Source organism: Streptomyces chrestomyceticus JCM 4735 (genome assembly GCF_003865135.1).
Lineage (GTDB): Bacteria > Actinomycetota > Actinomycetes > Streptomycetales > Streptomycetaceae > Streptomyces > Streptomyces chrestomyceticus.
In genome coordinates this window covers 6,981,545-7,005,939 of the sequence record NZ_BHZC01000001.1, presented here as the reverse complement: position 1 = coordinate 7,005,939, position 24,395 = coordinate 6,981,545, and the positions used below count along the sequence as shown (strand labels likewise).

22 protein-coding genes are annotated in these 24,395 nt (G+C 71.9%); 9 read left to right on the top strand and 13 right to left on the bottom strand.

Annotated features, from left to right (window positions below; all coding sequences use genetic code 11):
- Positions 1 to 80: 80 nt before the first annotated feature.
- From hisF to hisD, 8 genes are read right to left on the bottom strand one after another with little or no spacing between them, the layout of a single operon-like run.
- Positions 81 to 836, bottom strand: a complete 756-nt coding sequence (gene hisF / locus EJG53_RS30690; RefSeq protein WP_125047594.1) for an imidazole glycerol phosphate synthase subunit HisF — start codon at positions 834 to 836, stop codon at positions 81 to 83.
- Positions 833 to 1,228 (bottom strand): RidA family protein, encoded by a 396-nt coding sequence (locus EJG53_RS30685; protein ID WP_031003947.1) that lies wholly within the window; start codon positions 1,226 to 1,228, stop codon positions 833 to 835. Before EJG53_RS30685 ends, hisF begins: the two co-directional genes overlap by 4 nt.
- A complete protein-coding gene (priA, locus tag EJG53_RS30680; protein ID WP_125047593.1) occupies positions 1,225 to 1,950 on the bottom strand; it encodes a bifunctional 1-(5-phosphoribosyl)-5-((5-phosphoribosylamino)methylideneamino)imidazole-4-carboxamide isomerase/phosphoribosylanthranilate isomerase PriA in 726 nt (241 codons plus the stop codon). The genes EJG53_RS30685 and priA overlap by 4 nt, the downstream gene beginning before the upstream one ends.
- Positions 1,951 to 1,961: 11 nt before the next feature.
- Complete coding sequence (gene hisH / locus EJG53_RS30675) at positions 1,962 to 2,615, bottom strand: imidazole glycerol phosphate synthase subunit HisH (RefSeq protein WP_125047592.1); 654 nt, start codon at positions 2,613 to 2,615, stop codon at positions 1,962 to 1,964.
- Positions 2,606 to 2,770: a hypothetical protein gene (locus tag EJG53_RS41270; RefSeq protein WP_030679859.1), complete on the bottom strand. Its 165-nt coding sequence runs from the start codon at positions 2,768 to 2,770 to the stop codon at positions 2,606 to 2,608. Before EJG53_RS41270 ends, hisH begins: the two co-directional genes overlap by 10 nt.
- The gene (gene hisB, locus EJG53_RS30670) at positions 2,767 to 3,360 is read right to left on the bottom strand and encodes an imidazoleglycerol-phosphate dehydratase HisB (RefSeq protein ID WP_003984418.1); all 594 of its coding nucleotides are present in this window, start codon (positions 3,358 to 3,360) and stop codon (positions 2,767 to 2,769) included. Before hisB ends, EJG53_RS41270 begins: the two co-directional genes overlap by 4 nt.
- On the bottom strand, positions 3,357 to 4,472 hold the full coding sequence (locus EJG53_RS30665) for a histidinol-phosphate transaminase (protein ID WP_125049703.1): 1,116 nt from the start codon (positions 4,470 to 4,472) through the stop codon (positions 3,357 to 3,359). The genes hisB and EJG53_RS30665 overlap by 4 nt, the downstream gene beginning before the upstream one ends.
- Positions 4,473 to 4,480: 8 nt before the next feature.
- Positions 4,481 to 5,803, bottom strand: a complete 1,323-nt coding sequence (gene hisD / locus EJG53_RS30660) for a histidinol dehydrogenase (protein WP_125047591.1) — start codon at positions 5,801 to 5,803, stop codon at positions 4,481 to 4,483.
- Positions 5,804 to 6,325: 522 nt separating this feature from the next.
- Here hisD and EJG53_RS30655 point away from each other — a divergent pair.
- The 3 genes from EJG53_RS30655 to ybaK all read left to right on the top strand — a co-directional run bounded on the left by EJG53_RS30655 (position 6,326) and on the right by ybaK (position 9,602).
- The gene (locus EJG53_RS30655) at positions 6,326 to 7,891 is read left to right on the top strand and encodes an oxidoreductase (protein ID WP_241267819.1); all 1,566 of its coding nucleotides are present in this window, start codon (positions 6,326 to 6,328) and stop codon (positions 7,889 to 7,891) included.
- Positions 7,892 to 8,192: 301 nt separating this feature from the next.
- Positions 8,193 to 9,002: an LON peptidase substrate-binding domain-containing protein gene (locus EJG53_RS30650; protein WP_125047589.1), complete on the top strand. Its 810-nt coding sequence runs from the start codon at positions 8,193 to 8,195 to the stop codon at positions 9,000 to 9,002.
- 75 nt (positions 9,003 to 9,077) lie between these two features.
- Positions 9,078 to 9,602 carry a Cys-tRNA(Pro) deacylase gene (gene ybaK, locus EJG53_RS30645; protein ID WP_125047588.1) on the top strand — a complete coding sequence of 175 codons (525 nt, stop codon included), beginning with the start codon at positions 9,078 to 9,080 and terminating at the stop codon, positions 9,600 to 9,602.
- Positions 9,603 to 9,854: 252 nt separating this feature from the next.
- Here the strand turns inward: ybaK and EJG53_RS30640 are convergent, their stop codons facing one another.
- From EJG53_RS30640 to EJG53_RS30625, 4 genes are all read right to left on the bottom strand, one after another.
- The gene (locus EJG53_RS30640; RefSeq protein ID WP_174856481.1) at positions 9,855 to 10,439 is read right to left on the bottom strand and encodes a DUF2567 domain-containing protein; all 585 of its coding nucleotides are present in this window, start codon (positions 10,437 to 10,439) and stop codon (positions 9,855 to 9,857) included.
- Positions 10,440 to 10,704: 265 nt separating this feature from the next.
- Entirely contained in the window at positions 10,705 to 11,502 is a 798-nt protein-coding gene (locus EJG53_RS30635) for an ABC transporter permease (RefSeq protein WP_244955693.1), read from the bottom strand.
- 74 nt (positions 11,503 to 11,576) lie between these two features.
- A complete protein-coding gene (locus tag EJG53_RS30630; RefSeq protein WP_125049701.1) occupies positions 11,577 to 12,584 on the bottom strand; it encodes an ABC transporter ATP-binding protein in 1,008 nt (335 codons plus the stop codon).
- Between the two features lie 205 nt (positions 12,585 to 12,789).
- The gene (locus EJG53_RS30625) at positions 12,790 to 14,130 is read right to left on the bottom strand and encodes an NYN domain-containing protein (protein ID WP_125047587.1); all 1,341 of its coding nucleotides are present in this window, start codon (positions 14,128 to 14,130) and stop codon (positions 12,790 to 12,792) included.
- 273 nt (positions 14,131 to 14,403) lie between these two features.
- On the opposite strand from EJG53_RS30625, the gene EJG53_RS41265 reads away from it, so the two are divergent.
- Positions 14,404 to 14,580, top strand: coding sequence for a hypothetical protein (locus tag EJG53_RS41265; RefSeq protein ID WP_167515193.1), 177 nt, complete (start codon positions 14,404 to 14,406; stop codon positions 14,578 to 14,580).
- Positions 14,581 to 14,806: 226 nt separating this feature from the next.
- Here the strand turns inward: EJG53_RS41265 and dnaE are convergent, their stop codons facing one another.
- Positions 14,807 to 18,349, bottom strand: coding sequence for a DNA polymerase III subunit alpha (gene dnaE, locus EJG53_RS30620; protein ID WP_125047586.1), 3,543 nt, complete (start codon positions 18,347 to 18,349; stop codon positions 14,807 to 14,809).
- 246 nt (positions 18,350 to 18,595) lie between these two features.
- On the opposite strand from dnaE, the gene EJG53_RS30615 reads away from it, so the two are divergent.
- The 5 genes from EJG53_RS30615 (at position 18,596) to EJG53_RS30595 (ending at position 24,377) form a co-directional block, all read left to right on the top strand.
- Complete coding sequence (locus EJG53_RS30615; protein WP_125047585.1) at positions 18,596 to 19,939, top strand: DUF2252 domain-containing protein; 1,344 nt, start codon at positions 18,596 to 18,598, stop codon at positions 19,937 to 19,939.
- 87 nt (positions 19,940 to 20,026) lie between these two features.
- On the top strand, positions 20,027 to 20,686 hold the full coding sequence (locus tag EJG53_RS30610) for a hypothetical protein (protein ID WP_125047584.1): 660 nt from the start codon (positions 20,027 to 20,029) through the stop codon (positions 20,684 to 20,686).
- A 61-nt stretch (positions 20,687 to 20,747) separates the two neighbouring features.
- The gene (locus EJG53_RS30605; protein WP_125047583.1) at positions 20,748 to 21,590 is read left to right on the top strand and encodes a thioredoxin domain-containing protein; all 843 of its coding nucleotides are present in this window, start codon (positions 20,748 to 20,750) and stop codon (positions 21,588 to 21,590) included.
- A gap of 170 nt (positions 21,591 to 21,760) precedes the next feature.
- Positions 21,761 to 22,615, top strand: coding sequence for a thioredoxin domain-containing protein (locus EJG53_RS30600; protein ID WP_125047582.1), 855 nt, complete (start codon positions 21,761 to 21,763; stop codon positions 22,613 to 22,615).
- A gap of 106 nt (positions 22,616 to 22,721) precedes the next feature.
- Positions 22,722 to 24,377, top strand: coding sequence for an alkaline phosphatase D family protein (locus EJG53_RS30595; RefSeq protein WP_125047581.1), 1,656 nt, complete (start codon positions 22,722 to 22,724; stop codon positions 24,375 to 24,377).
- Positions 24,378 to 24,395: the final 18 nt, after the last annotated feature.

The following is a 24,395-nucleotide window of genomic DNA, read 5'->3' as shown; positions in this document are numbered from 1 at the left end:
GCGCCACTTTGATCACTACCAGATTCACTACCAGGAGTGAACCGGACGTGCGCCGCCCCCCGTGCGCCCCCGCGCGCCCTTCACCGCACCGGATGCCCCGCCCCCCGCAGCGTCTCCTTCACCTCGCCGATCCGCAGATCACCGAAGTGGAAGACGGAGGCGGCCAGTACCGCGTCCGCGCCGGCCTCGACCGCCGGGGGGAAGTCGGCCAGGCGGCCCGCGCCGCCGCTGGCGATGACGGGGACGGTGACGTGCTTGCGGACGGCGGCGATCATCTCCGTGTCGTAGCCGTCCTTGGTGCCGTCGGCGTCCATGGAGTTCAGGAGGATCTCGCCGGCGCCCAGGTCCGCGGCGCGGTGCGCCCATTCGACGGCGTCGATGCCGGTGCCGCGGCGGCCGCCGTGCGTGGTGACCTCGAAGGAGCCGGTCTCCGTGCGGCGGGCGTCGACGGACAGGACCAGGACCTGGCTGCCGAAGCGTTCGGCGATCTCGCGGATCAGGTCGGGGCGGGCGATGGCGGCGGTGTTGACGCCGACCTTGTCGGCGCCGGCCCGCAGGAGTTTGTCCACGTCCTCCGGGGTACGGACGCCGCCGCCGACCGTGAGGGGGATGAAGACCTGTTCGGCGGTGCGGCGGACCACGTCGTAGGTGGTCTCGCGGTTGCCGGAGGAGGCCGTGATGTCGAGGAAGGTCAGCTCGTCGGCGCCCTCCTGGCCGTAGACCTTGGCCATCTCGACGGGGTCGCCGGCGTCGCGGAGGTTCTTGAAGTTGACGCCCTTGACGACCCGGCCGTTGTCCACGTCCAGGCAGGGGATGACTCGGACCGCCAGGGTCATGTGCTCGTGGCCTCTCTGAATGCTTCGAGTTCGACTTCGACCAGTACGCGCGAGTCGGCGAAGCCGGAGACCACGACCAGGGTCGCGGCGGGCCGTACGGCGTCGAAGAGTTCCTTGTGGGCGCGGGCCGCCTCGTCCACGTCCCGCGCGTGGGTCAGGTACATCCGGGTGCGGATGACCGAACCGGCCCCGAGCCCGAACGGCTCCAGGGCCACCAGCGCGTTGGAGAAGGCGACCTTCGTCTGTTCGTACGGGTCGCCCTCCCCGTACAGCACGCCGTCGACCAGTGGCATCGTGCCGGCGACCAGGACGCGGTCGCCGGCCGCCACGGCGCGCGCGAAGCCGATGATCTCTTCCCAGGGACTGTCGGTCTGCGCGCGCTCGATGGTCATGACGAAACGGCCTCCAATGCCTCTTCCAGGGTGAATGCCTTGGCGTAGAGCGCCTTGCCGACGATGGCGCCCTCGACGCCTTCCGGTACCAGGGTGGCGATCGCGCGGAGGTCGTCAAGGGAGGAGACGCCGCCGGACGCGACGACCGGCTTGTCGGTCGCGGCGCAGACGTTGCGCAGCAGTTCCAGGTTGGGGCCCTGGAGGGTGCCGTCCTTGTTGATGTCGGTGACGACGTAGCGGGCGCAGCCCTCGGAGTCCAGGCGCGCCAGCGTCTCGTAGAGGTCGCCGCCGTCGCGGGTCCAGCCGCGGCCGCGCAGCGTGGTGCCCCGGACGTCCAGGCCGACCGCGATCTTGTCGCCGTGCTCGGCGATGACCTTGGCGACCCACTCGGGGGTCTCCAGGGCCGCCGTACCGAGGTTGACCCGCTTGCAGCCGGTGGCCAGCGCGGCCTCCAGCGAGGCGTCGTCGCGGATGCCGCCGGAGAGTTCGACCTTGATGTCCATGCTCCGGGCGACCTCGGCGATCTGCGCGCGGTTGTCGCCGGTGCCGAACGCCGCGTCGAGGTCGACCAGGTGCAGCCACTCGGCGCCCGCCTGCTGCCAGGCCAGCGCGGCCTGCAACGGGTCGCCGTAGGACGTCTCGGAGCCGGACTCGCCGTGCACGAGGCGGACCGCCTGGCCGTCGCGGACATCGACGGCGGGGAGGAGTTCGAGCTTGCTCATCGCGGAGGGTCCTAGAGGGTCTTGGTCCAGTTGGACAGCAGCTTGGCGCCGGCGTCGCCGGACTTCTCGGGGTGGAACTGGGTGGCCCACAGCGGGCCGTTCTCGACGGCGGCCACGAACGGCTCGCCGTGCGTGGCCCAGGTGACCTGGGGCGCGCGCATGTTGGGGTTGCCGACTTCCAGCTCCCAGTCGCGTACGGCGTAGGAGTGCACGAAGTAGTAGCGCGCGTCGGCGGGCAGGCCGTCGAACAGTCGCGTGCCCTCCGGTGCCTGGACGGTGTTCCAGCCCATGTGCGGGACGACGTCGGCCTTGAGCGGGCCGACCGTGCCGGGCCACTCGTCCAGGCCCTCGGTCTCCACGCCGTGCTCGATGCCGCGCGAGAAGAGGATCTGCATGCCGACGCAGATACCCATGACGGGGCGCCCGCCGGACAGGCGGCGGCCGATGACCCAGTCGCCGCGCGCCTCGCGCAGACCCTTCATGCAGGCGGCGAAGGCGCCCACGCCGGGGACGAGCAGGCCGTCGGCGTTCATGGCCTTGTCGTAGTCACCGGTGATCTCCACGTCGGCGCCGACGTGGGCGAGGGCGCGCTCGGCGGAGCGGACGTTGCCGAAGCCGTAGTCGAAGACCACGACCTTCTTCGCGGGTGCGGTGCTCAATTCCACACATCCAGACGGAGAATGCCGGCGACCAGGCACATGGCCGAGCCGATGCCCAGCAGGACGAGGACGCTCTTGCCCATGCCCTGCTTCCAGAAGGAGTAGAGCCCGCCGAGCAGGAAGAGGCCGAGGACGATGAAGACGGTGGACAGGCCGTTCACAGCGCTCCCTTGGTGGACGGGAGGATGCCGGCGGCGCGCGGGTCGCGCTCGCTGGCGTAGCGCAGCGCGCGGGCCAGCGCCTTGAACTGGCACTCCACGATGTGGTGGGCGTTGCGCCCGTACGGGACGTGGACGTGCAGGGCGATCTGCGCCTGCGCGACGAAGGACTCCAGGATGTGCCGGGTCATCGTCGTGTCGTACGTGCCGATCATCGGCGCGATGTTCTCCGGCTCGGTGTGCACCAGGTAGGGGCGCCCGGAGAGGTCGACGGTCACCTGGGCCAGCGACTCGTCCAGCGGGACGGTGCAGTTGCCGAAGCGGTAGATGCCGACCTTGTCGCCGAGGGCCTGCTTGAAGGCGGCACCCAGCGCGAGGGCGGTGTCCTCGATGGTGTGGTGGGTGTCGATGTGCAGGTCGCCGTCGGTCTTGACCTTGAGGTCGAAGAGGCCGTGCCGGCCGAGCTGGTCGAGCATGTGGTCGTAGAAGCCGACCCCTGTCGACACGTCGACCTGCCCGGTGCCGTCGAGATCGATCTCGACCAGCACCGAGGTCTCCTTCGTGGTGCGCTCCACGCGCCCAACGCGGTTCATCGGTTCTCCTTCAGTACTGCACGGACCGCGTCGAGGAACGCGTCGTTCTCGGCGGGGGTTCCCGCGGTGACCCGCAGCCAGCCCGGTACGCCGTTGTCACGGACCAGGACGCCCTGGTCGAGGATGGCCCGCCAGGTGGCGTGCTGGTCCTCGAACCGCCCGAACTGGACGAAGTTGGCGTCCGAGTCGACCACCTCGCAGCCGATGGCGCGCAGCTCGTCCACCAGCCGGTCGCGCTCCTGCTTGAGCTGCTCGACGTACTTCAGGAGCGTGTCGGTGTGCTCCAGGGCGGCGAGCGCGGTGGCCTGGGTGACGGACGAGAGGTGGTACGGGAGGCGGACGAGCTGGACGGCGTCGACCACGGCGGGGTCGGCGGCCAGGTAGCCCAGGCGCAGGCCCGCGGCGCCGAACGCCTTGGACATGGTGCGCGAGACGACCAGGTTCGGGCGGCCCTCGATCAGCGGGAGGAGCGAGGGGCGGTGGCTGAACTCGCCGTACGCCTCGTCCACGACGACCAGCGCGCCGCCGGTGTCCGCGCGGGCCGCCTGCGCGGCCTCGTACAGCGCGAGAACCGTTTCGGCGGCGACGGCGGTGCCGGTGGGGTTGTTGGGCGAGCAGACGAAGACCACGTCGGGCCGCTGCTCGCCGATGGCGGCCACGGCCGCCTCGACGTCGATGGTGAAGTCGTCGTTGCGCGGGCCGGAGAGCCAGCCGGTGCCGGTGCCGCGCGAGATCAGGCCGTGCATCGAGTACGAGGGCTCGAAGCCGATGGCGGTGCGGCCCGGGCCGCCGAAGGTCTGGAGAAGCTGCTGGATGACCTCGTTGGAGCCGTTGGCGGCCCACACGTTGGCCGTCGTGACCTCGTGGCCGCCGGTGCGCGTCAGGTAGGCGGCCAGTTCGGTGCGCAGCTCGACCGCGTCCCGGTCGGGGTAGCGGTTCAGCTCGCGGGCCGCCTCGGTGACCCGCTCGGCGATCCGCCGCACCAGCGGCTCGGGCAGCGGGTACGGGTTCTCGTTGGTGTTCAGGCGTACGGGGACGTCAAGCTGGGGCGCGCCGTACGGGGACTTGCCGCGCAGCTCGTCCCGGATGGGGAGGTCGTCGATCTTCGTCACGTGCTCGCTCACTTGCCCTGCGGGATCTTCCAGTCGAACCTGGCCTTCAGCGCGGCGCCGTGGGCCGGGAGGTCCTCGGCCTCGGCGAGGGTCACCACATGGTGGGCGACCTCGGCCAGCGCGTCACGGCTGTAGTCCACGACGTGGATGCCGCGCAGGAACGACTGGACGGACAGGCCCGAGGAGTGGCAGGCGCAGCCGCCGGTGGGCAGCACGTGGTTGGAGCCGGCGCAGTAGTCGCCGAGCGAGACGGGCGCGTACGGGCCGACGAAGATCGCGCCGGCGTTGCGGACCCGGGCGGCGACGGCGGCCGCGTCGGCGGTCTGGATCTCCAGGTGCTCGGCGCCGTACGCGTCGACCACCTTCAGGCCCTCGTCCACACCGTCCACCAGCACGATCGCGGACTGCCGGCCGGCCAGCGCGGTGCTGATCCGCTCGGTGTGCTTGGTGGCGGCCACCTGGGTCTTCAGCTCGGTCTCGACAGCGGCGGCCAGTTCGGCCGAGTCGGTGACCAGGACGGCGGCGGCCAGCGTGTCGTGCTCGGCCTGGCTGATCAGGTCGGCGGCGACGTGCGCGGCGTCGGCGGTGGCGTCCGCGAGGACCGCGATCTCGGTGGGCCCGGCCTCGGCGTCGATGCCGATCCGGCCCTTGAGCAGGCGCTTGGCGGCGGCGACGTAGATGTTGCCGGGGCCGGTGACCAGGTTGACCGGGCGGCACTCCTCGGTGCCGTACGCGAACATGGCGATCGCCTGGGCGCCGCCGGCCGCGTACACCTCGTCCACGCCGAGCAGGGCGCAGGCGGCGAGGATCGTCGGGTGCGGCAGGCCGCCGAACTCCGCCTGCGGCGGGGAGGTGACGGCGACGCCGTCGACGCCCGCCTCCTGTGCGGGGACCACGTTCATGACCACGGAGGACGGGTAAACCGCCAGGCCACCGGGTACGTACAGGCCGACGCGCTCGACCGGGACCCAGCGCTCGGTGACCGTGCCGCCGGGGACGACCTTGGTGGTGACGTCCGTGCGGCGCTGCTCGCGGTGGACGATCCGGGCGCGCCGGATCGACTCCTCCAGGGCGGCCCGGACGGCCGGGTCCAGCTCCGCGAGCGCCCGCTGAAGCGCCTCGGCGGGCACCCGGACACGCTCGATGGCGACCCCGTCGAACCGATGGGCGTACTCGATCAGCGCGGCCGTCCCACGATGGCGTACGTCCTCGCAGATGGGCCGCACCTTCTCCAGGGCGGCTTCCACGTCGAACTCGGCACGGGGCAGCAGGTCGCGCAGGGCGCCGCCCTCGGGGAGGGCATCGCCGCGCAGATCGATTCGGGAGATCACCCCTCCAGTGTCTCAGACCCGTTCCCGGGCCCGAGCGCCCGTATCAGTCGGTGATACACAGCTCAGTCGGTGCGGTACGGCACCGGGAGCGCGCCGGGGCGGGGCCGGGATCGCGCCGGGGCGGGGCCGGGATCGCGCCGGGGCGGCGCCGAGAACGTCCCGGAGTCGCGCCGGGGTCCGGTCGCACGGCCGCGCACCCGGCCGGCCGCGAAACCGTCTCGAAGCGATCCTCACCGCGCGTGTTCAGGTGCTCACGCAGCGGGCATGGGGTTCGTACGGGCGTACGGGCAAAGGGAGTGACGGGGCGGACGCACGGGGGCCGGGGCGCGGAAGCGGCTCCCGGGAGCGGCTGCCAGGCCGGTCCGGCCCGTACGACGGCGCGCGGCAGCGGGCGGGCGGCGTGCAGAAACGGTTGGACGCGGACCCCGCGGACGCGGGACGGTACGGACCCGCTCGGGGGAGCGGCGAAAGGGGGAAGGCACGGTGGCCACGCCGGAGGAGGGCGACGCACCCGCGGCGCTGATGCTGAACCCTGCCGAGTGGAGCCTGTGGCAGGCGTTCCGCAACGGCAGCACCTGCGACCTGCGCACCGGCGACCCGGCCAGGGACGACCCGCACGGGCAGTTCCGGTGGGGCCCGGAGCGGCGGGTGCGCGCCCGTATCGTCGCGCTCCTGCTCCTGGAAGGACCGCCCGCGCAGCCCGGACGCGTCTCCGCGCTGAAACTGGCGGGCGCGTACATCACCGACACTCTCGACCTTGCGGGCGGCACGATCAAGCCATTCGTGGAGCTGCGCGACTGCCGCTTCCAGAACGAGGTCGTGCTGCCCGAGAGCCGCTTCACCACCCTGCGGATGGTCGGCTGCGCGATCCCCCGGATCGAGGCGGCCCGGCTGCACACCGAAGGCGACCTGCACCTGCCACGCTGCGTCGTCCGCTCCGGCATCCGTCTGACGGACGCGCACATCGGTACGGACCTGCTGCTCAACCAGACGGTGGTGCACAAGGACCGGCAGGGCCGCTCGGTCATGGCGGACGGGCTCACCGTCGCCCAGGACCTCCAGGCCGAGATGATGGAGTCCTACGGCGAGCTGTCGCTGCGCGGCGCGACGATCGGCGTGTCGCTGAGCCTGCGCGGCAGCCGGCTGAGCAACCCGTACGGGCGGCGCGCCCTGAACGCCCCCCAGATGACGGTCGAGCGCACCCTCTACCTGACCGGCGCCGGCCTGGCCAGCTCCCCGTTCTCCAGCACCACCGCCACACCCCCGTACGGCATCACCCACACCCCCACCCGCGGCACCCGGATGCAGCGCTTCGAGTGCGAGGGCGGCATGCGGCTGGACGACGGGCGCTTCGGCGACGCCGTCGACTTCGAGCAGGCCCGCTTCATCATGGAGGCCGACCAGGAGCTGTCGCTGCGCCGCATCCAGACGCCGGAGCTGCGCTTCCTGGGCGAGCGGCCGCAGCGCGGACGGGTCATCCTCTCCGGCGCGCGGGTCGTCAACCTGGTCGACAAGGCGGCGAGCTGGCCCGGTCTCGGCGGCCTGTGGATGGCGGGCTTCAACTACGAGACGCTCATCCCGCGCGGCCACTTCCCGCTGTCCCGGCGGCTGGAGTGGGTGGCCGCCGCCACGCCGGAGTACGCGCCGGAGCCCTACGAGATGCTCGCCACCGCCCTGCGCGGCAGCGGCGAGGACTCCGACGCCCGCGAGGTGCTGCTCGCCAAGCAGCGGCGGCGGCGCGAGACGCTGCCGCTGGCCGCCAAGCTGTGGGGCGTCCTCCAGGACTGGACGGTGGCGTACGGCTACCGGCCGGGGCGGGCCGCGGTGTGGATGGCGATCCTGTGGGCCCTCGGCACGGTCTACTTCGCCCAGTCCCCGCCCCCGGCCCTCAAACCCGGCGAGGCGCCGCCCTGGAACCCGTACCTCTACTCCCTCGACCTGCTGCTGCCGGTGATCGATCTCTACCAGGGCTCGTCGTGGAAGCCGGACGGCGGCTCCCAGTGGGTCGCCGCGGTCATGATCCTGGCCGGGTGGGTCCTGGCGACGACGGTCGCGGCGGGCGCGTCGCGGCTGCTGCGGCGGCAGTAGCGGGGGCGATACGGCGGGCGCGGGGAGCCGGGCCGGGACGCGGGAAGCCGGGCCGGGGCGTGGGGAACTGAGCCGAGGCGCAGGGGCGCGGGCCGGGGCGCAGGGGCGCGCGGAGCGGGGCGGGGCGTCGGAACCGGCGCGGTACCGCTCCGGCAGCGGCCCGGCACCGGTCCGGCACCCGCTCAGGGGCTGATCCGGGGCCGTACGCCACCGGGACAGGGGCCGCCCGCCCCTACCCCGCGCGCCCCGGATCGCGGGCCGCGAACCACTCCCGTCTCCACAGGCTCTAGGCTTACGGGCTGTGACCTCCGTGCGCCTACCGCTCTTCCCGCTGAACTCGGTGTTGTTCCCGGGACTCGTCCTCCCGCTCAACGTCTTCGAGGCGCGGTACCGGGCGATGATGCGCGACCTCCTCGCCCTGCCCGAGGACGAGCGCCGTTTCGGGGTCGTCGCGATCCGCGACGGCCGCGAGGTGGCGCCCTCCGCCCCCGGCCTGCCGGACAGCACCGCGCTGCCCGCCGACGGTCCCGGCGCCGGTTTCGGCCCCGACCCGATCAGCGCCTTCCACACCGTGGGGTGCGTGGCCGACGCGGCCACCATCCGCGAGAAGAGCGGCGCCCCCGGTTCGGCCCTGGCCTCCGACGAGGGCGCCGAGGCAGCCGCGGACGCGGCGCTCTCCCCCGGCGCCGGGGGGTACGAGGTGCTGGCCACCGGCACCACCCGCTTCAAGCTGCTGTCGGTGGACGCCTCGGGCCCGTACCTGATGGGCGAGGTGGAGGAGCTGGCGGAGACCGAGGGCGAGGGCGCCGGCGCGCTGGCCTCCGGTGTCGTACGGGCCTTCCGCACCTACCAGAAGCGGCTGGCCTGGGCGAACGAGCGCACCCTGTCCGGCGGCCAGGACCTGCCCGGCGAGCCGTCGGTGCTGTCGTACCTGGTGGCGGCCGCCGCCGTGCTCGACATCCCGGCCAAGCAGCGGCTCCTGGAGGCGCCGGACGTCGCCTCCCGGCTCACGCAGGAGCTGAAACTCCTTCGCCAGGAGACCGCGGTGATCGGTAAGCTCCCGTCGCTGCCCGCGGTGGACCTGACCCGCCACCCGACCAGCCCCAACTGAGCGCGGGGGCACCGCCCCTGCCGCCACCCCGTACCCGTACCGACGACCTTACGAGCGAGCCGAGGCGCGACGATCATGTCCAAGAAGCCGAAGCGGACCAAGCAGCCGAAGAACGGGAAGCAGCCGGCCGGCGGCACCCCGGCGACGGTCACCCTCACCGAGGCGGGCGTCGACTTCACCCTCCACGCGTACGAGCACGACCCGGCCGTCGCCTCCTACGGCGAGGAGGCCGCCGAGGCGCTCGGGGTCTCCCCCGACCAGGTCTTCAAGACACTGCTCGCCGAGGTGGACGGCGCGCTGACCGTCGCCGTCGTACCGGTCTCCGGATCCCTCGACCTCAAGGCCCTGGCCGCCGCGGCCGGCGGCAAGCGCGCCGCGATGGCCGACCCGGCCGCCGCGGAACGCAGCACCGGCTACGTACGCGGCGGGATCTCCCCGCTCGGCCAGCGCAAGCGCCTGCGTACGGTGCTCGACGCGTCGGCGGCCGCGCACGAGACGGTGTGCGTGTCGGCCGGCCGCCGCGGCCTGGAGGTCGAACTGGCCCCCGCCGACCTCCAGAAGCTCACGGAAGCGACGCTCGCGGAGATCGCGCGCGCCTGAGGGCAGTGCCCCACGCGCCGTACGCCCTGCCGCGCGCGGCCGGATGTGCCCCGTACGCCCCGCCCGTCACGACGCCGGGCCTTTACGCCTGCCCCGTCCTCCGCTACGACCCGTGGAGGAGGTACGCCCATGTCGAAGAAGACCCGTAAGCGGAAGTGGCGCATCAAGAAGGGCAAGGCCAACCACGGGCGCCGGCCCGCCTGAGGAGCGGACGGACCCGACGCGCGACGTGACCCCGTCAGCCGCCGGCTGTCAGCTCTCCGAAGGCGGCGGGGTCTGCGGATGCCGCGGGGCCTGCTGCCCTCCGGGGTACCACTCCGGCTGCGGCGGCTCCGGGTCGCGGGGGCCGAAGAGGCCGGTCAGCAGCAGATGCGCGACCATGGCGCCGGCCGGCCAGGCGATCAGCGCGCCCTTGGCCTGGAGGCGCAGCGGCGCGTCGAACGGGACGCCCTTGCCGGCCTCCTTCGCCAGCTCCCCCAGGTCCGACGTCGGGCCCAGCCAGATGCCGAACCGCCAGGCCACCACGGAGCCGAGCAGTCCGCCCACCACCAGCGCCACCACCAGCGGGATGCCCCCGCCCCGCCGGAAGAGGAACGCGCCCGCCGCGCACACCACCCCGAAGCCGAGGGCCAGCAGGATGAACGTGCCGTCCCCGCCGATGGCCTCCTCGCCCTCGACGTGCTGGAGGTAGACGTTGCCGCTGCCGTCCGCGATCAGCGGGACGCGCGGCGCCAGCCACGCCCACAGGGCGCCCAGCAGCACACCGCACACCGTCACCACGAGCGCGATCAGCGCGGCCTCGAACAGTTCACGGCGGAGCTCGGCCCGGTCCCGCACGGCGGACCCCCGGAGGTCGGATGGTCGGACGTCGCCCCGGACGGACTGGTCCAGGGGTTGTACGCGTGCCCGGTCGCCCGGTTGTCGTGCGGCTGGTTCTCGTGCGGCTGCGGCGTCTGCGGTGCGGTCACCCTGTCATCGTGCCAGGTGGGCACGGTGCCGCTGTCGGCAGGACGGCCGTGCGGCCGGTTCCGGCCGGTCTGCCCGGCACCGTCCGGGCGCCCTCCGGAAGCCCCGGGCCCCGGCGGGCCGTCCGCCGGATCCGTCACCGTACGGCTGCCCGGCGGTACGCCCAGGTCGCCACGGCCAGCGACAGGACGCCGACCGCCGCGCAGACCCCCAGGTCCGCGAGGACCGCCAGCCAGTCGGGACGGGCGTCGAAGCCGCGCGCCAGGGCCTCGACCCCGTACGTGGACGGCAGCAGGTCCCGCGCGTACGAGATCGGCGCGGGCAGCCGGGCGGCCGGCAGCACGCCCAGCAGCAGGGCCGCCGACATGCCCAACTGGCCGCAGAGGGTGGCCAGTTCCGGTCGCGGCGCGAGCAGGCCCAGCGCCGCGCCGAGCCCGGCGAGGGCCGCTCCGGCCAGCGGGATCACCGCGATCAGCACCCACAGGTTCGCCATCGGGAGCTGGAACAGCAGACAGCCGGTGACGGCCGTGACCACGGTCCCCGGCGCGGTGAACGAGGCGTACGCGGCGGCCGCGCCGAGCACCACGGCGGCGGGCGGCACCGGCAGCGTGGCGTAGTGGTCGAGGCCGCCGCTGGCGCGGAGCTGCCCGAAGTACTGGGCCAGCAGGTTCAGCGCCACGAACGCGACGACCAGCACGCTGGAGCCGGCCACGACGGCCCGCGCGGCGTCGCCGTCGTCGACCACCCCGCGCATCAGGACCATGATCCCGACGGACTGGAAGGTGGCCACGAACAGCAGCGGAATCCGGGCGACCCGGGCCCGGGACAGTTGGGCCCGGTACACGGCGGCGAGCGCGGGCAGCAGCCGGGCGGCGGGCGCCAGGGGCGCGGCGGACGGCAGGTCCGTACGGGGCCCGGCGGCGGCCGGTGCCACCGTCCGCGCCTGCGTCTCCGCCGTCGTCTCGGCCTGCTCCGCCGCCGTCGCCTGCGCCTCCGCGGGAACCACGCTCACGCCTTCACCAAGCCTTCCTCCGTACGGCCCCCCAGCGCGAGATACACATCTTCCAGGCTCGGCGTCGCGAGCGTGAAGTCGTCCAGCGCGGCGAAGGCCGGGCCGGCCGTCACGGCGGCCACCGCCTCCCGCGCCCGGTCCGGGTCCAGTCGCAGGGTCCAGCGCCGTCCGCTGGTCCGCGCGGCCTCGCCCAGGGCGGCCACCTCGGGCACGTCCAGCGGCGCCCGCTCCCGCCACACCAGCTCCAGCCGGACCTCCTCGCCCACCAGGTCCTTCAGCCCGCCGGGCGTGTCGCAGGCGATGACCTTGCCCCGGTCGATCACCGCGACCCGGTCCAGGACGCTCTCCGCCTCGATGACGTTGTGGGTCACGAGCAGCACGGTGGCGCCGCGCTCCGCCCGGCGCCGGTCCACGGCGGCCCACACGGCGCGGCGCGCCACCGGGTCCATGCCGGTGGTCGGCTCGTCCAGGACCAGCAACGGCCGCTCGCCGACCAGGACGGCGGCGAAGCACGCGAGGCGGCGCTGGCCCCCGGAGAGCCGCTTGAGCGGGCGCCCGGCGATATCGCCGAGCCCCAGTTCCTCGACGACGGCGTCGCGCTCGGCGCGGGCCTCCCGGGCGGGCAGGCCGCGCAGCCGGCCGGTGGTCTCCACGGCGAGGGCGACCGTCATCTCGTCCAGGGCGCTGGACTCCTGGCCCAGGTAGCCGAGCAGGCGGGCGGCGCGCTCCGGGTAGCGGACGAGGTCGTGGCCCAGCACGGTGACGCTGCCGGAGTCGGGGCGCAGCAGCCCGGTGAGCTGGCGGACCAGCGTCGACTTGCCGGCTCCGTTCGGCCCGAGCAGCCCGAAGATCTCCCCTTGGCGGACGTCCAGGCTGATGCCGTCACTGGCCCGTACGGCCGGTGCCCCCACCGCTCCCCGCCGCCCGCGTACCGCGGGGTACGTCTTGACCAGGTCGCGCACGGCACACACCGGCTCGCCGCACTCCACCCGCTTCGCACCCATCCTCACGAGCAACGAGCGTACGCGCTGCCGGGGCCGCGGCTGTCCGCACCCCCTGCCCGTGGCGGCCGCGGCGCCCCGCTCCGCCCGGCGGTGCGGCGGCTGCCGCCTCCGCCACGAGGACGTGGGCATCGCCCCCGGGCGAGGCGCCCAGCCGGGTGACCGGCGCCCGTTCCCCCGGCCCAGGGCGGGCCCACCGGGCTCGCCCCTACTCCCCCACCGGTACGTGCGACGCCGCCGTCCGGAGGTCGACTTCGCGCCAGAATCCGGCGCGGATCGCGTAGCGGTCGTGTTCGTCGATCTGGTCGTCCTTGTGGGCGAGCAGGCCGAAGCGGGCGGCATAGCGGAGAAGTTCGCCGTCGATGCGGTGCGGGATGCGGGGGTATTCCGTGGAGATCTGCTGGAGGTGGGCCGTGTCGGAGAGCCGTTCCGTCCAGCGGCGGGCGAAGACCTGGCCCACTTCGAAGGGGTCGCCGCTGACGGCCGTGATGTCCTCCTCCCGGTCGGCCCAGCGCTGCTCGGCGCTGGTGAGCTGGGCGAGGGTCGGGAGCGAGGCGGTTTCGGGCGGTTCGCCGACCGGGCCGCCACGCTCGACCCAGCCCTTGTCCGAGGACCAGCGCAGCGTCGCGCTGGGCACGGGCGCCGGGGCCGCGCCGGACCCGCCCGGTCCGGCGCCGGGGCCCCGGTTCAGGTCGGCGAGATCCTTCGGGGTCGGGACCGGGGTGCCCTTGCCGCCCGCCGGGCCGCCTTCGCCGTCCCGTTCGGCGGCGGCTCCCGGCCGGTCGCAGGCGCCCGCGGAGCCGGTCCGCTCCGAAGGGGCGGGCGCCGGGCGTGCAGCACCGTTCGCACCGTTGCGTTCCCGGGCGGCGGCCCGCTCCGCGTCGTGGGCGGCGGAGGCCGCGGCCGCGGCGGCCGCGACGGCGGACTCGGGCAGCGGCGCCGAGAGGATGGCGGCGATCTCGGGCCGCGGCACAGGGGGCGGCGCGCAGGGGCCGCCGAGTTCCTTCAGCCGTACGGCGCGGGTGATCCAGGAGCGGTCGAGCACCCGCCGCTCGTCGGCCTCGGCGACCAGGTCCTCCGACTGGTTGTAGTCGCCGTCGGCGGCCTGCACGGCCCACAGGTGCACGGCGACGCCGTGCTCCTTGGCCGACATCAGGCCGGGCAGCAGGTCACCGTCGCCGGTGACCAGGACGATGTCGGAGCAGGCGCGGTTACGGGCCAGTTCGGTCAACTCCGCGTGCATCGCGGCGTCGACGCCTTTCTGCGCCCAGCGGCCGTCGCTGCGGGTCAGCGCGCCCAGCCGGACGGTGACCCGGGACATGACGCGCAGCCGCCGGTGCTCGGGCTGCGGTACGCGGTCGGGCGCGCCGTCGAACCAGTAGATGCGCAGCAGCGGCCGTTCGGTGTCGGCTTCGGCGCGCTGGCGCAGGCCCTGGATGAGGGCGGCGTGATCAACGGTGATCCGGGACCGGGTGGGCTCTCCGGCGAGCAGGCTCGCGGCGGCGCCCAGCAAGTATCCGGCGTCCACCAGGACGACGCAGCGATCCACGTTCCACCCTCTTTCCTGAGGTGCTGAAGTCGGACGCCCCCCGGCTCGGCCTGTGGCACGAGGTTTCCTCCTGCTTTACCTTCGAGTCTGCCCGACCGTACGGGGGTTAACTGCCCGAACTCGATCATCGGCGTGGCGGATTCGGCGTCCAGGGCGAACACGGCACGTGACGCGGCGCATGACGCACGGTAATTGTCCGAAATGCGCGCGGCAACGGCCCGTGTAAGCCTGGTCACGGCCCCGATCCCAGGATCCCCCTCAGGAGGCACGGTCATGGCCAAGAACAAGAATCGCGACCGTAATCAGCAGCAGAAGGGCGCTCAGACCACCGAGCGCAACCGTCAGGACGCCGAGCGGTCGGCGATGGAGGCCCAGGCGACGGCCCAGTCCGTGGAGGCGACCCCGCGCGACGTCGCCCGTAAGCACCAGCGCCGTTTTGGTCACAACTGACCTTCGCCGTACAGCAGTAGAGGGGCGCACCCGTGCGGGGTGCGCCCCTCTCGCGCGCTGCACGCGCCGGCGCTCCGGCGGCTGCGGGAGAGCGGGAGCGAGCCGTCCCGGTCCGTGAAGCGGTGCCGCTCGCCGACCGGAAGCCCGTCCCCGCTACTCGCGTAGACATCCGCTTCCCGCGCGCCCTCGGTGCCCGGGACCGGAGCCCCGGGCACCGCTCACCGGCTCAGCCCGCCAGGCAGGACGGACCCAGCAGCACCTTCAGGTCACCGAAGAGCGACGGGTCCGGGGTCACCCGGTGCCGGTCCAGCCGGAGCACCGTCGTCTTGCGGGTCCCCTGGAGCTTGATCCGTACCTCGGTCGAGCCGCGGTGGCTGGTGAGCACCTCGCCCAGCTTCTCGACCAGCGGCGGGGTGACCTTGACCGTGGGGATGGTGATCGTCACGGGGGCGTTGGCGCCGGCCTCCGAGAGGTCGGGGACCATCATCTCCATGGCGACCAGCCGCGGGATGTCCTCGCGCTTGTCCAGGCGCCCCTTGACGAAGACGACGGTGTCCTCGACGAGTTGGGTGGAGACCAACTGGTAGGTCGCCGGGAAGAACATGCACTCGATGGAACCGGCCAGGTCCTCGACGGTGGCGATGGCCCAGGCGTTGCCCTGCTTGGTCATCTTGCGCTGGAGGCCGGAGATGATGCCGCCGATGGTGACGATCGAGCCGTCGGAGTAGTCACCGCCGGTGAGCTGGGAGATCGCCGCGTCCGCCTTGTCGGACAGCACGTGCTCCAGACCGAACAGCGGGTGGTCGGAGACGTACAGACCGAGCATCTCGCGCTCCTGGGCGAGCAGGTACGTCTTGTCCCACTCGATGTCGGAGAACTCGATGTCCAGACCGAAGCCGGGGCCGTCGTCGGCGCTGTCGTCGCCCATCCCGCCGAAGAGGTCGAACTGCCCCTCGGCCTCCTTGCGCTTGACCTGCACCACGTTGTCGATCATGGACTCGTAGTGCGCGGTCAGACCCTTGCGGGTGTGCCCCATCTCGTCGAAGGCGCCCGCCTTGATCAGCGATTCGGTGGTGCGCTTGTTGCACACGACCGCCTCGACCTTGTCGAGGTAGTCGGGGAAGGAGGTGTACTTCCCCTTGGCCTTGCGGCAGCGGATGATCGAGTCCACCACGTTCTGGCCGACGTTGCGGACGGCGGTGAGGCCGAAGAGGATCACGTCGTCGCCCTGGGCGGCGAAGTTCGCCAGCGACTCGTTCACGTTCGGCGGGAGCACCTTGATGCCCATGCGGCGGCACTCGTTGAGGTAGACCGCCGACTTGTCCTTGTCGTCGCGCACCGAGGTGAGCAGCGCGGACATGTACTCCGCCGGGTAGTTCGCCTTGAGGTAGGCGGTCCAGTACGTGACCAGTCCGTACGCGGAGGAGTGCGCCTTGTTGAACGCGTAGCCGGCGAACGGGACCAGGACGTCCCACAGGGCCTGGATCGCCTCGTCGCTGAAGCCGTTCTTGCGGGCACCGGCCTGGAAGAGGACGAAGTTCTTCTCCAGCTCCTCGGGCTTCTTCTTGCCCATCACGCGGCGCAGGACGTCCGCCTCGCCGAGGGAGTACCCGGCGACGATCTGGGCGGCCTTCTGGACCTGCTCCTGGTAGACGATCAGGCCGTAGGTCAGGCCCAGGACCTCCTTGAGCGGCTCCTCCAGCTCCTTGTGGATCGGGGTGATCTCCTGGCGGCCGTTCTTCCGCTCCGCGTAGTTGATGTGCGAGTTCATGCCCATCGGGCCCGGCCGGTACAGGGCCGACACGGCGGAAATGTCCTCGAAGTTGTCGGGCTGCATCTGGCGCAGCAGCGAACGCATCGGGCCGCCGTCGAACTGGAAGACGCCGAGGGTGTCACCGCGGCAGAGCAGCTCATAGGTCTTGGGGTCGTCCAGCGGGAGCTCCAGGAGCTCCAGCTTCTTGCCCTTGTTGGCCTCCACCATCTTGACTGCGTCGTCCATGATGGTGAGGTTGCGCAGGCCCAGGAAGTCCATCTTCAGCAGGCCGAGCGACTCGCACTGCGGGTAGTCCCACTGCGTGATGGTCACACCGTCGGTGTGCCGCGTCCAGAGCGGCGCGTGGTCGACGATCGGCTCGCTGGACATGATCACGCCGGCCGCGTGCACACCCATCTGCCGGACCAGGCCCTCGACGCCCTTGGCGGTGTCGATGACCTTCTTCACGTCGGGCTCGTTCTCGTACATCCCCCGGATCTCGGCGGCCTCGCTGTAGCGCGGGTGCTGGGGGTCGGTGATGCCGGAGAGGTCGATGCCCTTGCCGAGGACGTCGGCGGGCATGGCCTTGGTGAGGCGGTCGCCCATGGCGTACGGGTAGCCCAGCACCCGGGCCGAGTCCTTGATCGCGTTCTTGGCCTTGATCTTGCCGTACGTACCGATCATGGCGACCTTGTCGGCGCCGTACTTCTCCGTCACGTACCTGATCACTTCGACGCGCCTGCGCTCGTCGAAGTCGATGTCGACATCGGGCATGGAGACGCGCTCGGGGTTGAGGAACCGCTCGAAGATCAGTCCGTGGGTGATCGGGTCGAGGTCGGTGATGCCCAGGGCGTACGCGACGATCGAGCCGGCCGCGGAACCTCGGCCGGGGCCCACCGCGATGCCGTTGTTCTTCGCCCACATGATGAAGTCCGCGACCACGAGGAAGTACCCCGGGAACCCCATCTGCAGGATGATGTCCATCTCGTACTCGGCCTGCCGCTGCCGGTCCTCGGGGACCCCGTCGGGGTAGCGGCGGGCCATGCCGCGCCGGACCTCCTCCTTGAACCACGTGACCTCGGTGTAGCCCTCCGGTATGTCGAACTTCGGCATCAGGTCGCGCTTCTCGAACATGCCGGTGGTGTCGATCTGCTCGGCGACCAGGAGGGTGTTGCGGCAGCCCTCCTGCCAGGCGTCCGAGGAGTCGATGGCGTACATCTCGTCCGTGGACTTCAGGTAGTAGCCGGTGCCGTCGAACCGGAAGCGGTCGGGGTCCGAGAGGTTCTTGCCGGTCTGGATGCACAGCAGGGCGTCGTGGGCGGACGCCTCGTGCGCGTAGGTGTAGTGCGAGTCGTTGGTGACCAGCGGCGGGATGCCGAGCTTCTTGCCGATCTCCAGCAGGCCGTCGCGGACCCGGCGCTCGATCTCGATGCCGTGGTCCATCAGCTCCAGGAAGTAACGGTCCTTCCCGAAGATGTCCTGGTACTCGGAGGCGGCCTTCAGGGCCTCGTCGAACTGGCCGAGGCGCAGCCGGGTCTGCAGCTCACCGGAGGGGCAGCCGGTGGAGGCGATCAGGCCCTCGGACCACTGGGAGATCGTCTCCTTGTCCATCCGGGGCCACTTCTGCAGCCAGCCTTCCTTGTACGCGTCGGAGGAGAGCTTGAAGAGGTTGTGCAGCCCGGTCTTGTTCGCCGCCCAGATCGTCTTGTGGGTGTAACCGCCGGAACCGGAGACGTCGTCGCGCTTCTGGTGCGGCTGGCCCCACTGGATCTTGCGCTTGGTGCGCCGCGACTCGGGCGCCACGTACGCCTCGATACCGATGATCGGCGTGACGCCGGCCTTCTGGGCGGAGTGGAAGAAGTCGTAGGCGCCGTGGAGGTTGCCGTGGTCGGACATGGCGATGTGGGTCATCCCCATCTCCTTGCACGCCTCGAACATGTCCTTCAGCCGCGCGGCGCCGTCCAGCAGCGAGTACTGGGTGTGCACGTGCAGGTGCGTGAAGGGCGGCTTGGCCACGGCGGAAGACCTCCGGAGACTCGGTTACTGCGGGCACGCCGACGCCTCGGCCCGGGGGCCGGGCCACGGTGGGCGAGAACGGGGACGGTCTCGAAGTCTACGACTCTCCGCCGACAACATGGCGGGGGCGGCGGCGCCCCGCGGGGGTGGCCGCCGCCCCCGCGGGGCGGGCACTCGCGAGTAGCCTCGGCCGTTGGAAGAGGCGGCACACCCGTCCGCAGTACCTGCCCCAGGAGGCACCCCGCGATGTCGTCCCAGCTCGTCCCGGCGCCGGACGCCGCTCAGCGCGGCGAGGAGATCCTCGCCGTCTTCGACACCGCCTTCGGGGAGCTGCTCGCCGCCGACCCGGCGGCCTTCCGGGTCAAATTCCGGAAGATGGCCGCCTCCGCCTTCGCCTTCTACCGGGGCACGGCCTGCCTCTTCTACCACGACCTGCACGCCCAGGACGGCGGCCCGGGCAGCGGTCCGTACGAGGACGAGCGCACCGGCCAGGTGTGGATCCACGGCGATCTGCACGCCGAGAACTTCGGCACGTACATGGACGCCACCGGCCGGCTGATCTTCAACGTCAACGACTTCGACGAGGCGTACGTCGGCCCCTTCACCTGGGACCTCAAGCGCTTCGCCGCCTCCGTCGCCCTGATCGGCTACGCCAAGGCGCTGAGCGACGAGCAGATCAGCGAGCTGGTGGGGATCTACGCCGCCGCCTACCGCGAGCGCATCCACGCCCTGGCCACCGGCGCCAAGGACGACGACGTGCCGCCCTTCACCCTGGACACCGCCGAGGGGCCGCTGCTGGGCGCGCTGCGGGTGGCCCGCTCGCTGACCCGCTTCGGCCTGCTGGACTCGATGACCGAGATCCGCGACTTCGAGCGCCGCTTCACCTCGGGCGGCGGCACGGTCGAGCTGGACGCCGCGACCCGCTACAAGGTCCTGGCGGCCTTCGACGGCTATCTGGAGACGCTGCCCGACTCCAGCCTGACCCGCCCGGACTCCTACCGCGTCAAGGACGTGGTGGGGCGCCGCGGCATCGGCATCGGTTCGGCGGGCCTGCCCTCGTACAACATCCTGCTGGAGGGCAACAGCGACGCCCTGGAGAACGACGTCGTGATCTACATGAAGCAGGCGCAGACCCCGGCGGTCTCCCGGCACATCACCGATCCGCGGGTGCGCGGCTACTTCCGGCACGAGGGGCACCGCACGGTGATCTCGCAGCGGGCCCTCCAGGACCACGCCGACCCGTGGCTGGGCTGGACCGAGCTGGACGGCGCCGGCCAGTTGGTGGCCGAGATCTCCCCGTACGCGGTCGACCTGGACTGGTCGGACATCGACGACCTGGCGGAGATCGCGGCGGTCGTCGCGGACCTGGGCCGGGCGACCGCGGCGATGCACGCCGCAGCGGACGACGAGAGCGGCCACTCCCTGGTGCCGTTCTCCACCGAGCGCGCCATCGACGCCGCCATAGCCGCCGACGAGGACGGCTTCGGCCCGCTGCTGGTGGACTTCGCGCACGCGTACGGAGCCCGGGCCCGCGCCGACCACCAGACGTTCGTGGACCTCTTCCGCAACGGCCGCATACCCGGTCTGTGAGGCGCGCCACGGGGTGAGGAGGCGGAGAGGTGACGTATTCGCGCCTCTTAGTGCCGACTTACACCCGGCCATGGCAGACTCGCTGCAATGGACATCTCGGCGGCACACCTGCGGGCACTGCGCGCAGCGCTCTTCACGGCGCTGTGCGTGACGCTGTCCGCCGCGGGCCATGTGCTGCTGTCCCGGATGCCGCTGCCGCTGACCACCGTCGCCCTCCTGTCGGCCGCCGTGTTCGCCGTCGCGTACGCGCTGGCCGGCCGGGAGCGCGGCTACTGGCGCATCGCCGCCCTGCTCGTACCGCTGGAGCTGGCCGCCGACACGGTCTTCAGCGCCGGCCAGCACACCTGTTACGGGCGGGCCGGCGGCCCGGTCACCGGGCCGTTGCGGTCGCTGGGCGTGGACCTGCTGTGCGGCGGCGGTGACGTGGGCACTCCCCTGGCGCACCTGGCGCCGGAGGACCGGACGCCCGTCGCGACCTGGCTGCTGCTGCTCGCCGTGCACGTCGCCGTGGGGCTGCTCGCGGCGGCCTGGCTGCGGCGGGGCGAGGCGGCGCTGGCCCAGTTGCTGGGGGCGGTGACGGCGTTCGCGTTCCGGCCGCTGCTGCTGGCGGTGGCGGTGGTCCGGGCGCTGCCCGTACCGCACCGCCCGGCCGCCCGGCCCGCGCGTACGGAAGCCGCTCCGCGGGCCGTCCCGCTGCTCGTGCACTGCGTCGTACGGCGTGGACCGCCCTGTTCCCTCGCCGCGTAGCCTTCGGGCCGCGGCTTATGGACAGGCACCCGTTCACACCTTTTCCAGGAGCAGGACAGTCATGAGCAACCGCAACAGCCAGGCCAACAAGCAGGCAGCCCGCGAGCGGCTGCGCGTCGAGCGCGAGCGGCAGAAGAAGAAGGAGAAGGTCCGCCGGCAGTTGACCGTCGGCGGTTCGATCGTCGCCGTGCTGGCCGTCGCGGGCGGCATCGGCGTCGCCGTGGCCAACTCGGGCGGCGGCGACTCGGGCGGCGGCTCCGCCAAGTGGTCCGACGCGGCGAGCGCCAAGCTCGTCCAGCCGGCCAACACCTCCGGCAAGAACGGCACGGAGATCATCGTCGGCAAGAAGGACGCCAAGCACACGCTGTCGCTCTTCGAGGACGCCCGCTGCCCGGGCTGCGCGGGCTTCGAGCAGAACGTCGGCGAGACGATCCAGAAGGACCTGAAGGCCGGCAAGTACAAGGCCTCCATCCACCTGGGCACCTTCCTGGACAACAACCTCCAGGGCACCGGCTCCAAGAACGCGCTCAGCGCGATGGGCGCCGCGCTGAACGTGAGCCCGGACGCGTTCCTGAAGTTCAAGGAGGCGCTGTTCTCGAAGGAGTACCACCCGGAGGAGACCGGTCCGGACAAGTTCGCCGACAACAACTACCTGATCAAGGTCGCCGACACGGTGCCCGCGCTGAAGGGCAACGCCAAGTTCCAGGACGCGGTGAAGGCCGGTACGTACAACCGCTGGGCGATGGAGATGTCCGAGGCGTTCAACGGCTTCAAGGACGTCAAGAGCACGCCGACGGTCAAGATGGACGACACGGTGCTGGGCACCGACTCCGCGAACGGCAAGGTCGCGCCGTCCACGCCGGACGCCTTCACCGCCGAGGTCGACAAGGCCATGAAGGGCTGATCCGCCGCCCTTCCCGGAGCCCCGGACCGGCCTTCCGGCCCGGGGCTCCGCCGTACGCCGATGCCAAATCTTGACCCGTAAAATCGTCGTGCCCATGGCAGACTCCGGGCACGAAGCGGACCGTGCGCCGCCGGGCACGGGGCACTGGGGACAGGGAGTCGGTAAGCACCATGAGCGACCGCAACAGCCAGGCGAGCAAGCAGGCGGCCCGCGAGCGGATCCGTGCCGAGCGCGAGCGGCAGAAGAAGAAGGAGAAGATCCGCCGGCAGCTCGTGGTGGGGGCCTCGGTGCTCGGTGTCCTCGTCATAGCCGGCGGCATCGGCTTCGGGATCATGAAGGCGAACGAGCCCACCGGCTGGGAGGCGGCCAAGGAGGCCGACCTGGTCAAGCCCGCCAACACCAGCGGCAAGAACGGCACCGAGATCGTCATCGGCAAGCCGGAGGCGAAGGAGACCCTGGAGGTCTTCGAGGACATCCGCTGTCCGGCCTGTGCGGGCTTCGAGCAGAGCGCGGGCCCGGCCCTACTGAAGGGCATGGAGGACGGCCGCTACAAGATCCGCTTCACCATGTACACCTTCATCGACGGCGGGCAGGGCGGCGAGGGCTCCAAGAACGCGCTCAGCGCGCTCGGCGCGGCCCTGAACGTCAGCCCGGAGGCGTTCCTCAAGTACAAGACCGCGCTGTACGCGGAGAAGAACCACCCCGAAGAGGCCGACGACGCCTACGCCAAGGACAAGAAGCTGATCGAGGTCGCCGATCAGGTGCCCGAGCTGAAGGGCAACGAGAAGTTCCGGACGGCGGTCAAGAACGGTACGTACGACCGCTGGACCATGGAGATGACCGCGCTCTTCGGCCGCAAGGGCGTGACCGGGACGCCGGCGTTCCTGCACGGCGACAAGAAGCTGAAGCTGCCGCCGGTCCCGCAGAAGCAGATGACCAAGGAGCAGTACCAGGAGCTGGCCACGGCCAACTTCAACAAGATGATCGACGACGAGTTCGGGCCCGCGAAGGACGCGAAGAAGTAGCCGCGAGGGGCCTGGGCACCGGCCCGGCGGACAGCGGTTTACGGGAGGGCGAACTTCCTGCGCGAGCCCTCCCGTAGTGTCCTACGCGACAGTATGGTGATCGGCCGTGACCGATCATGACCAGATATCACGTCGCACCGCCGTCACGGCAGCGGCCGCCTCCGCCGCCCTGCTGCCCTTCGCCGCCCCCGCCCGCGCCGCTCAGACCGGTACGGACGCCCGGCCCCGTACGGACGCCCAGGTCTTCCGGCACGGCGTGGCCTCCGGCGACCCGCTCCCGGACGGCGTCCTGCTGTGGACCCGGGTCACGCCCGAGCCCGGCGCGGTGCCCGGCTCCGGCCGCGGCCCGGACACCGTGGTGGACTGGGAAGTGGCGACCGACCAGGACTTCGGCTCGGTGGTCGCGAGGGGAACCGCGACCACCACCGCCTCGGCCGACCACACCGTAAAAGTCGACGTACGCGGTCTGGCACCGGCCACCGCCTACTACTACCGCTTCACCGCCGCCGGCATCCACTCCCCCGTGGGCCGCACCCGCACCGCCCCCGCCCACGACGCGAAGGCCGGCAACATCCGCTTCGGCGTCGTCTCCTGCGCCAACTGGGAGGCGGGCTACTTCTCCGCGTACCGGCACCTGGCGGCCCGCCGCGACCTGGACGCGGTCCTGCACCTCGGCGACTACCTCTACGAGTACGCGACCGGCGGCTTCCCCGCCTCGAAGAAGGTCGTACGGCAGCACTCCCCCACCCACGAGATCATCACCCTCGCCGACTACCGCACCCGGCACGGCGTCCACAAGACCGACCCCGACCTCCGGGCCCTGCACGCCGCGCATCCGATGATCGCGATCTGGGACGACCACGAATTCGCCGACAACGCCTGGTCCGGCGGCGCCGTGAACCACACCCCCGGCACCGAGGGCGACTGGGCGGCGCGGATGGCCTCCGCCAAGCGCGCCTACTTCGAGTGGATGCCCGTACGGACCTCCGTCGCGGGCACCACCTACCGCCGGCTGCGCTTCGGCAAGCTCGCCGATCTGCACCTGCTCGATCTGCGTACGTTCCGGGACGAACAGGTCAAGCCGGGCAGTGGGAAGGTGGACGACCCGGACCGTACGATCACCGGGCGCGCCCAGTTGGGCTGGCTCAAGACCGGACTGGAACGCTCGGACACCGCCTGGCGGCTGGTCGGCACCTCCGTGATGATCTCCCAGGTCGCCTTCGGCTCCGTACCGGCCCACCTGCTGGCGCCGCTCGCCGAACTCCTCGGCCTGCCCAAGGAGGGCCTGGCCGTCAACACCGACCAGTGGGACGGCTACACCGACGACCGGCGCGAGCTGCTGACCCACCTGCGCGACCGCGGCATCGGCAACACCGTCTTCCTGACCGGCGACATCCACATGGCGTGGGCCAACGAGGTGCCGGTGAAGGCCGCGACCTACCCGGCCACGCCGCCGGTCGCCACCGAGTTCGTGGTCACCTCGGTCACCTCCGACAACGTGGACGACTTCCTGCACGTCGCCCCGCACACCGTCTCGCTGGCAGGCGTCGCCGCGGTCCGGGCCGCCAACCGCCATGTGAAGTGGCTGGACATGGACTCGCACGGCTACGGCGTCCTGGACGTCAGCGCCGAGCGCACGCAGATGGACTACTTCACCGTCTCCGACCGGACCGACCCGCACGCCACCACCGCACTGGCACGCTCCTACCGGACCCTGTCGGGCACCCAGCGGGTGGAGCGGGTCCGGCAGCCGGTGCGCTGACCCGCCCCGCGCCCCCGT

What these genes read in the sequence shown, in the direction of transcription:
- hisF (WP_125047594.1), bottom strand. Translation starts at nt 836, where the DNA reads ATGACCCTGGCGGTCCGAGTCATCCCCTGCCTGGACGTGGACAACGGC.
- EJG53_RS30685 (WP_031003947.1), bottom strand. Translation starts at nt 1,228, where the DNA reads ATGACCATCGAGCGCGCGCAGACCGACAGTCCCTGGGAAGAGATCATC.
- priA (WP_125047593.1), bottom strand. Translation starts at nt 1,950, where the DNA reads ATGAGCAAGCTCGAACTCCTCCCCGCCGTCGATGTCCGCGACGGCCAG.
- hisB (WP_003984418.1), bottom strand. Translation starts at nt 3,360, where the DNA reads ATGAACCGCGTTGGGCGCGTGGAGCGCACCACGAAGGAGACCTCGGTG.
- EJG53_RS30655 (WP_241267819.1), top strand. Translation starts at nt 6,326, where the DNA reads ATGCTGAACCCTGCCGAGTGGAGCCTGTGGCAGGCGTTCCGCAACGGC.
- ybaK (WP_125047588.1), top strand. Translation starts at nt 9,078, where the DNA reads ATGTCCAAGAAGCCGAAGCGGACCAAGCAGCCGAAGAACGGGAAGCAG.
- EJG53_RS30630 (WP_125049701.1), bottom strand. Translation starts at nt 12,584, where the DNA reads ATGGGTGCGAAGCGGGTGGAGTGCGGCGAGCCGGTGTGTGCCGTGCGC.
- EJG53_RS41265 (WP_167515193.1), top strand. Translation starts at nt 14,404, where the DNA reads ATGGCCAAGAACAAGAATCGCGACCGTAATCAGCAGCAGAAGGGCGCT.
- EJG53_RS30615 (WP_125047585.1), top strand. Translation starts at nt 18,596, where the DNA reads ATGTCGTCCCAGCTCGTCCCGGCGCCGGACGCCGCTCAGCGCGGCGAG.
- EJG53_RS30610 (WP_125047584.1), top strand. Translation starts at nt 20,027, where the DNA reads ATGGACATCTCGGCGGCACACCTGCGGGCACTGCGCGCAGCGCTCTTC.
- EJG53_RS30605 (WP_125047583.1), top strand. Translation starts at nt 20,748, where the DNA reads ATGAGCAACCGCAACAGCCAGGCCAACAAGCAGGCAGCCCGCGAGCGG.
- EJG53_RS30600 (WP_125047582.1), top strand. Translation starts at nt 21,761, where the DNA reads ATGAGCGACCGCAACAGCCAGGCGAGCAAGCAGGCGGCCCGCGAGCGG.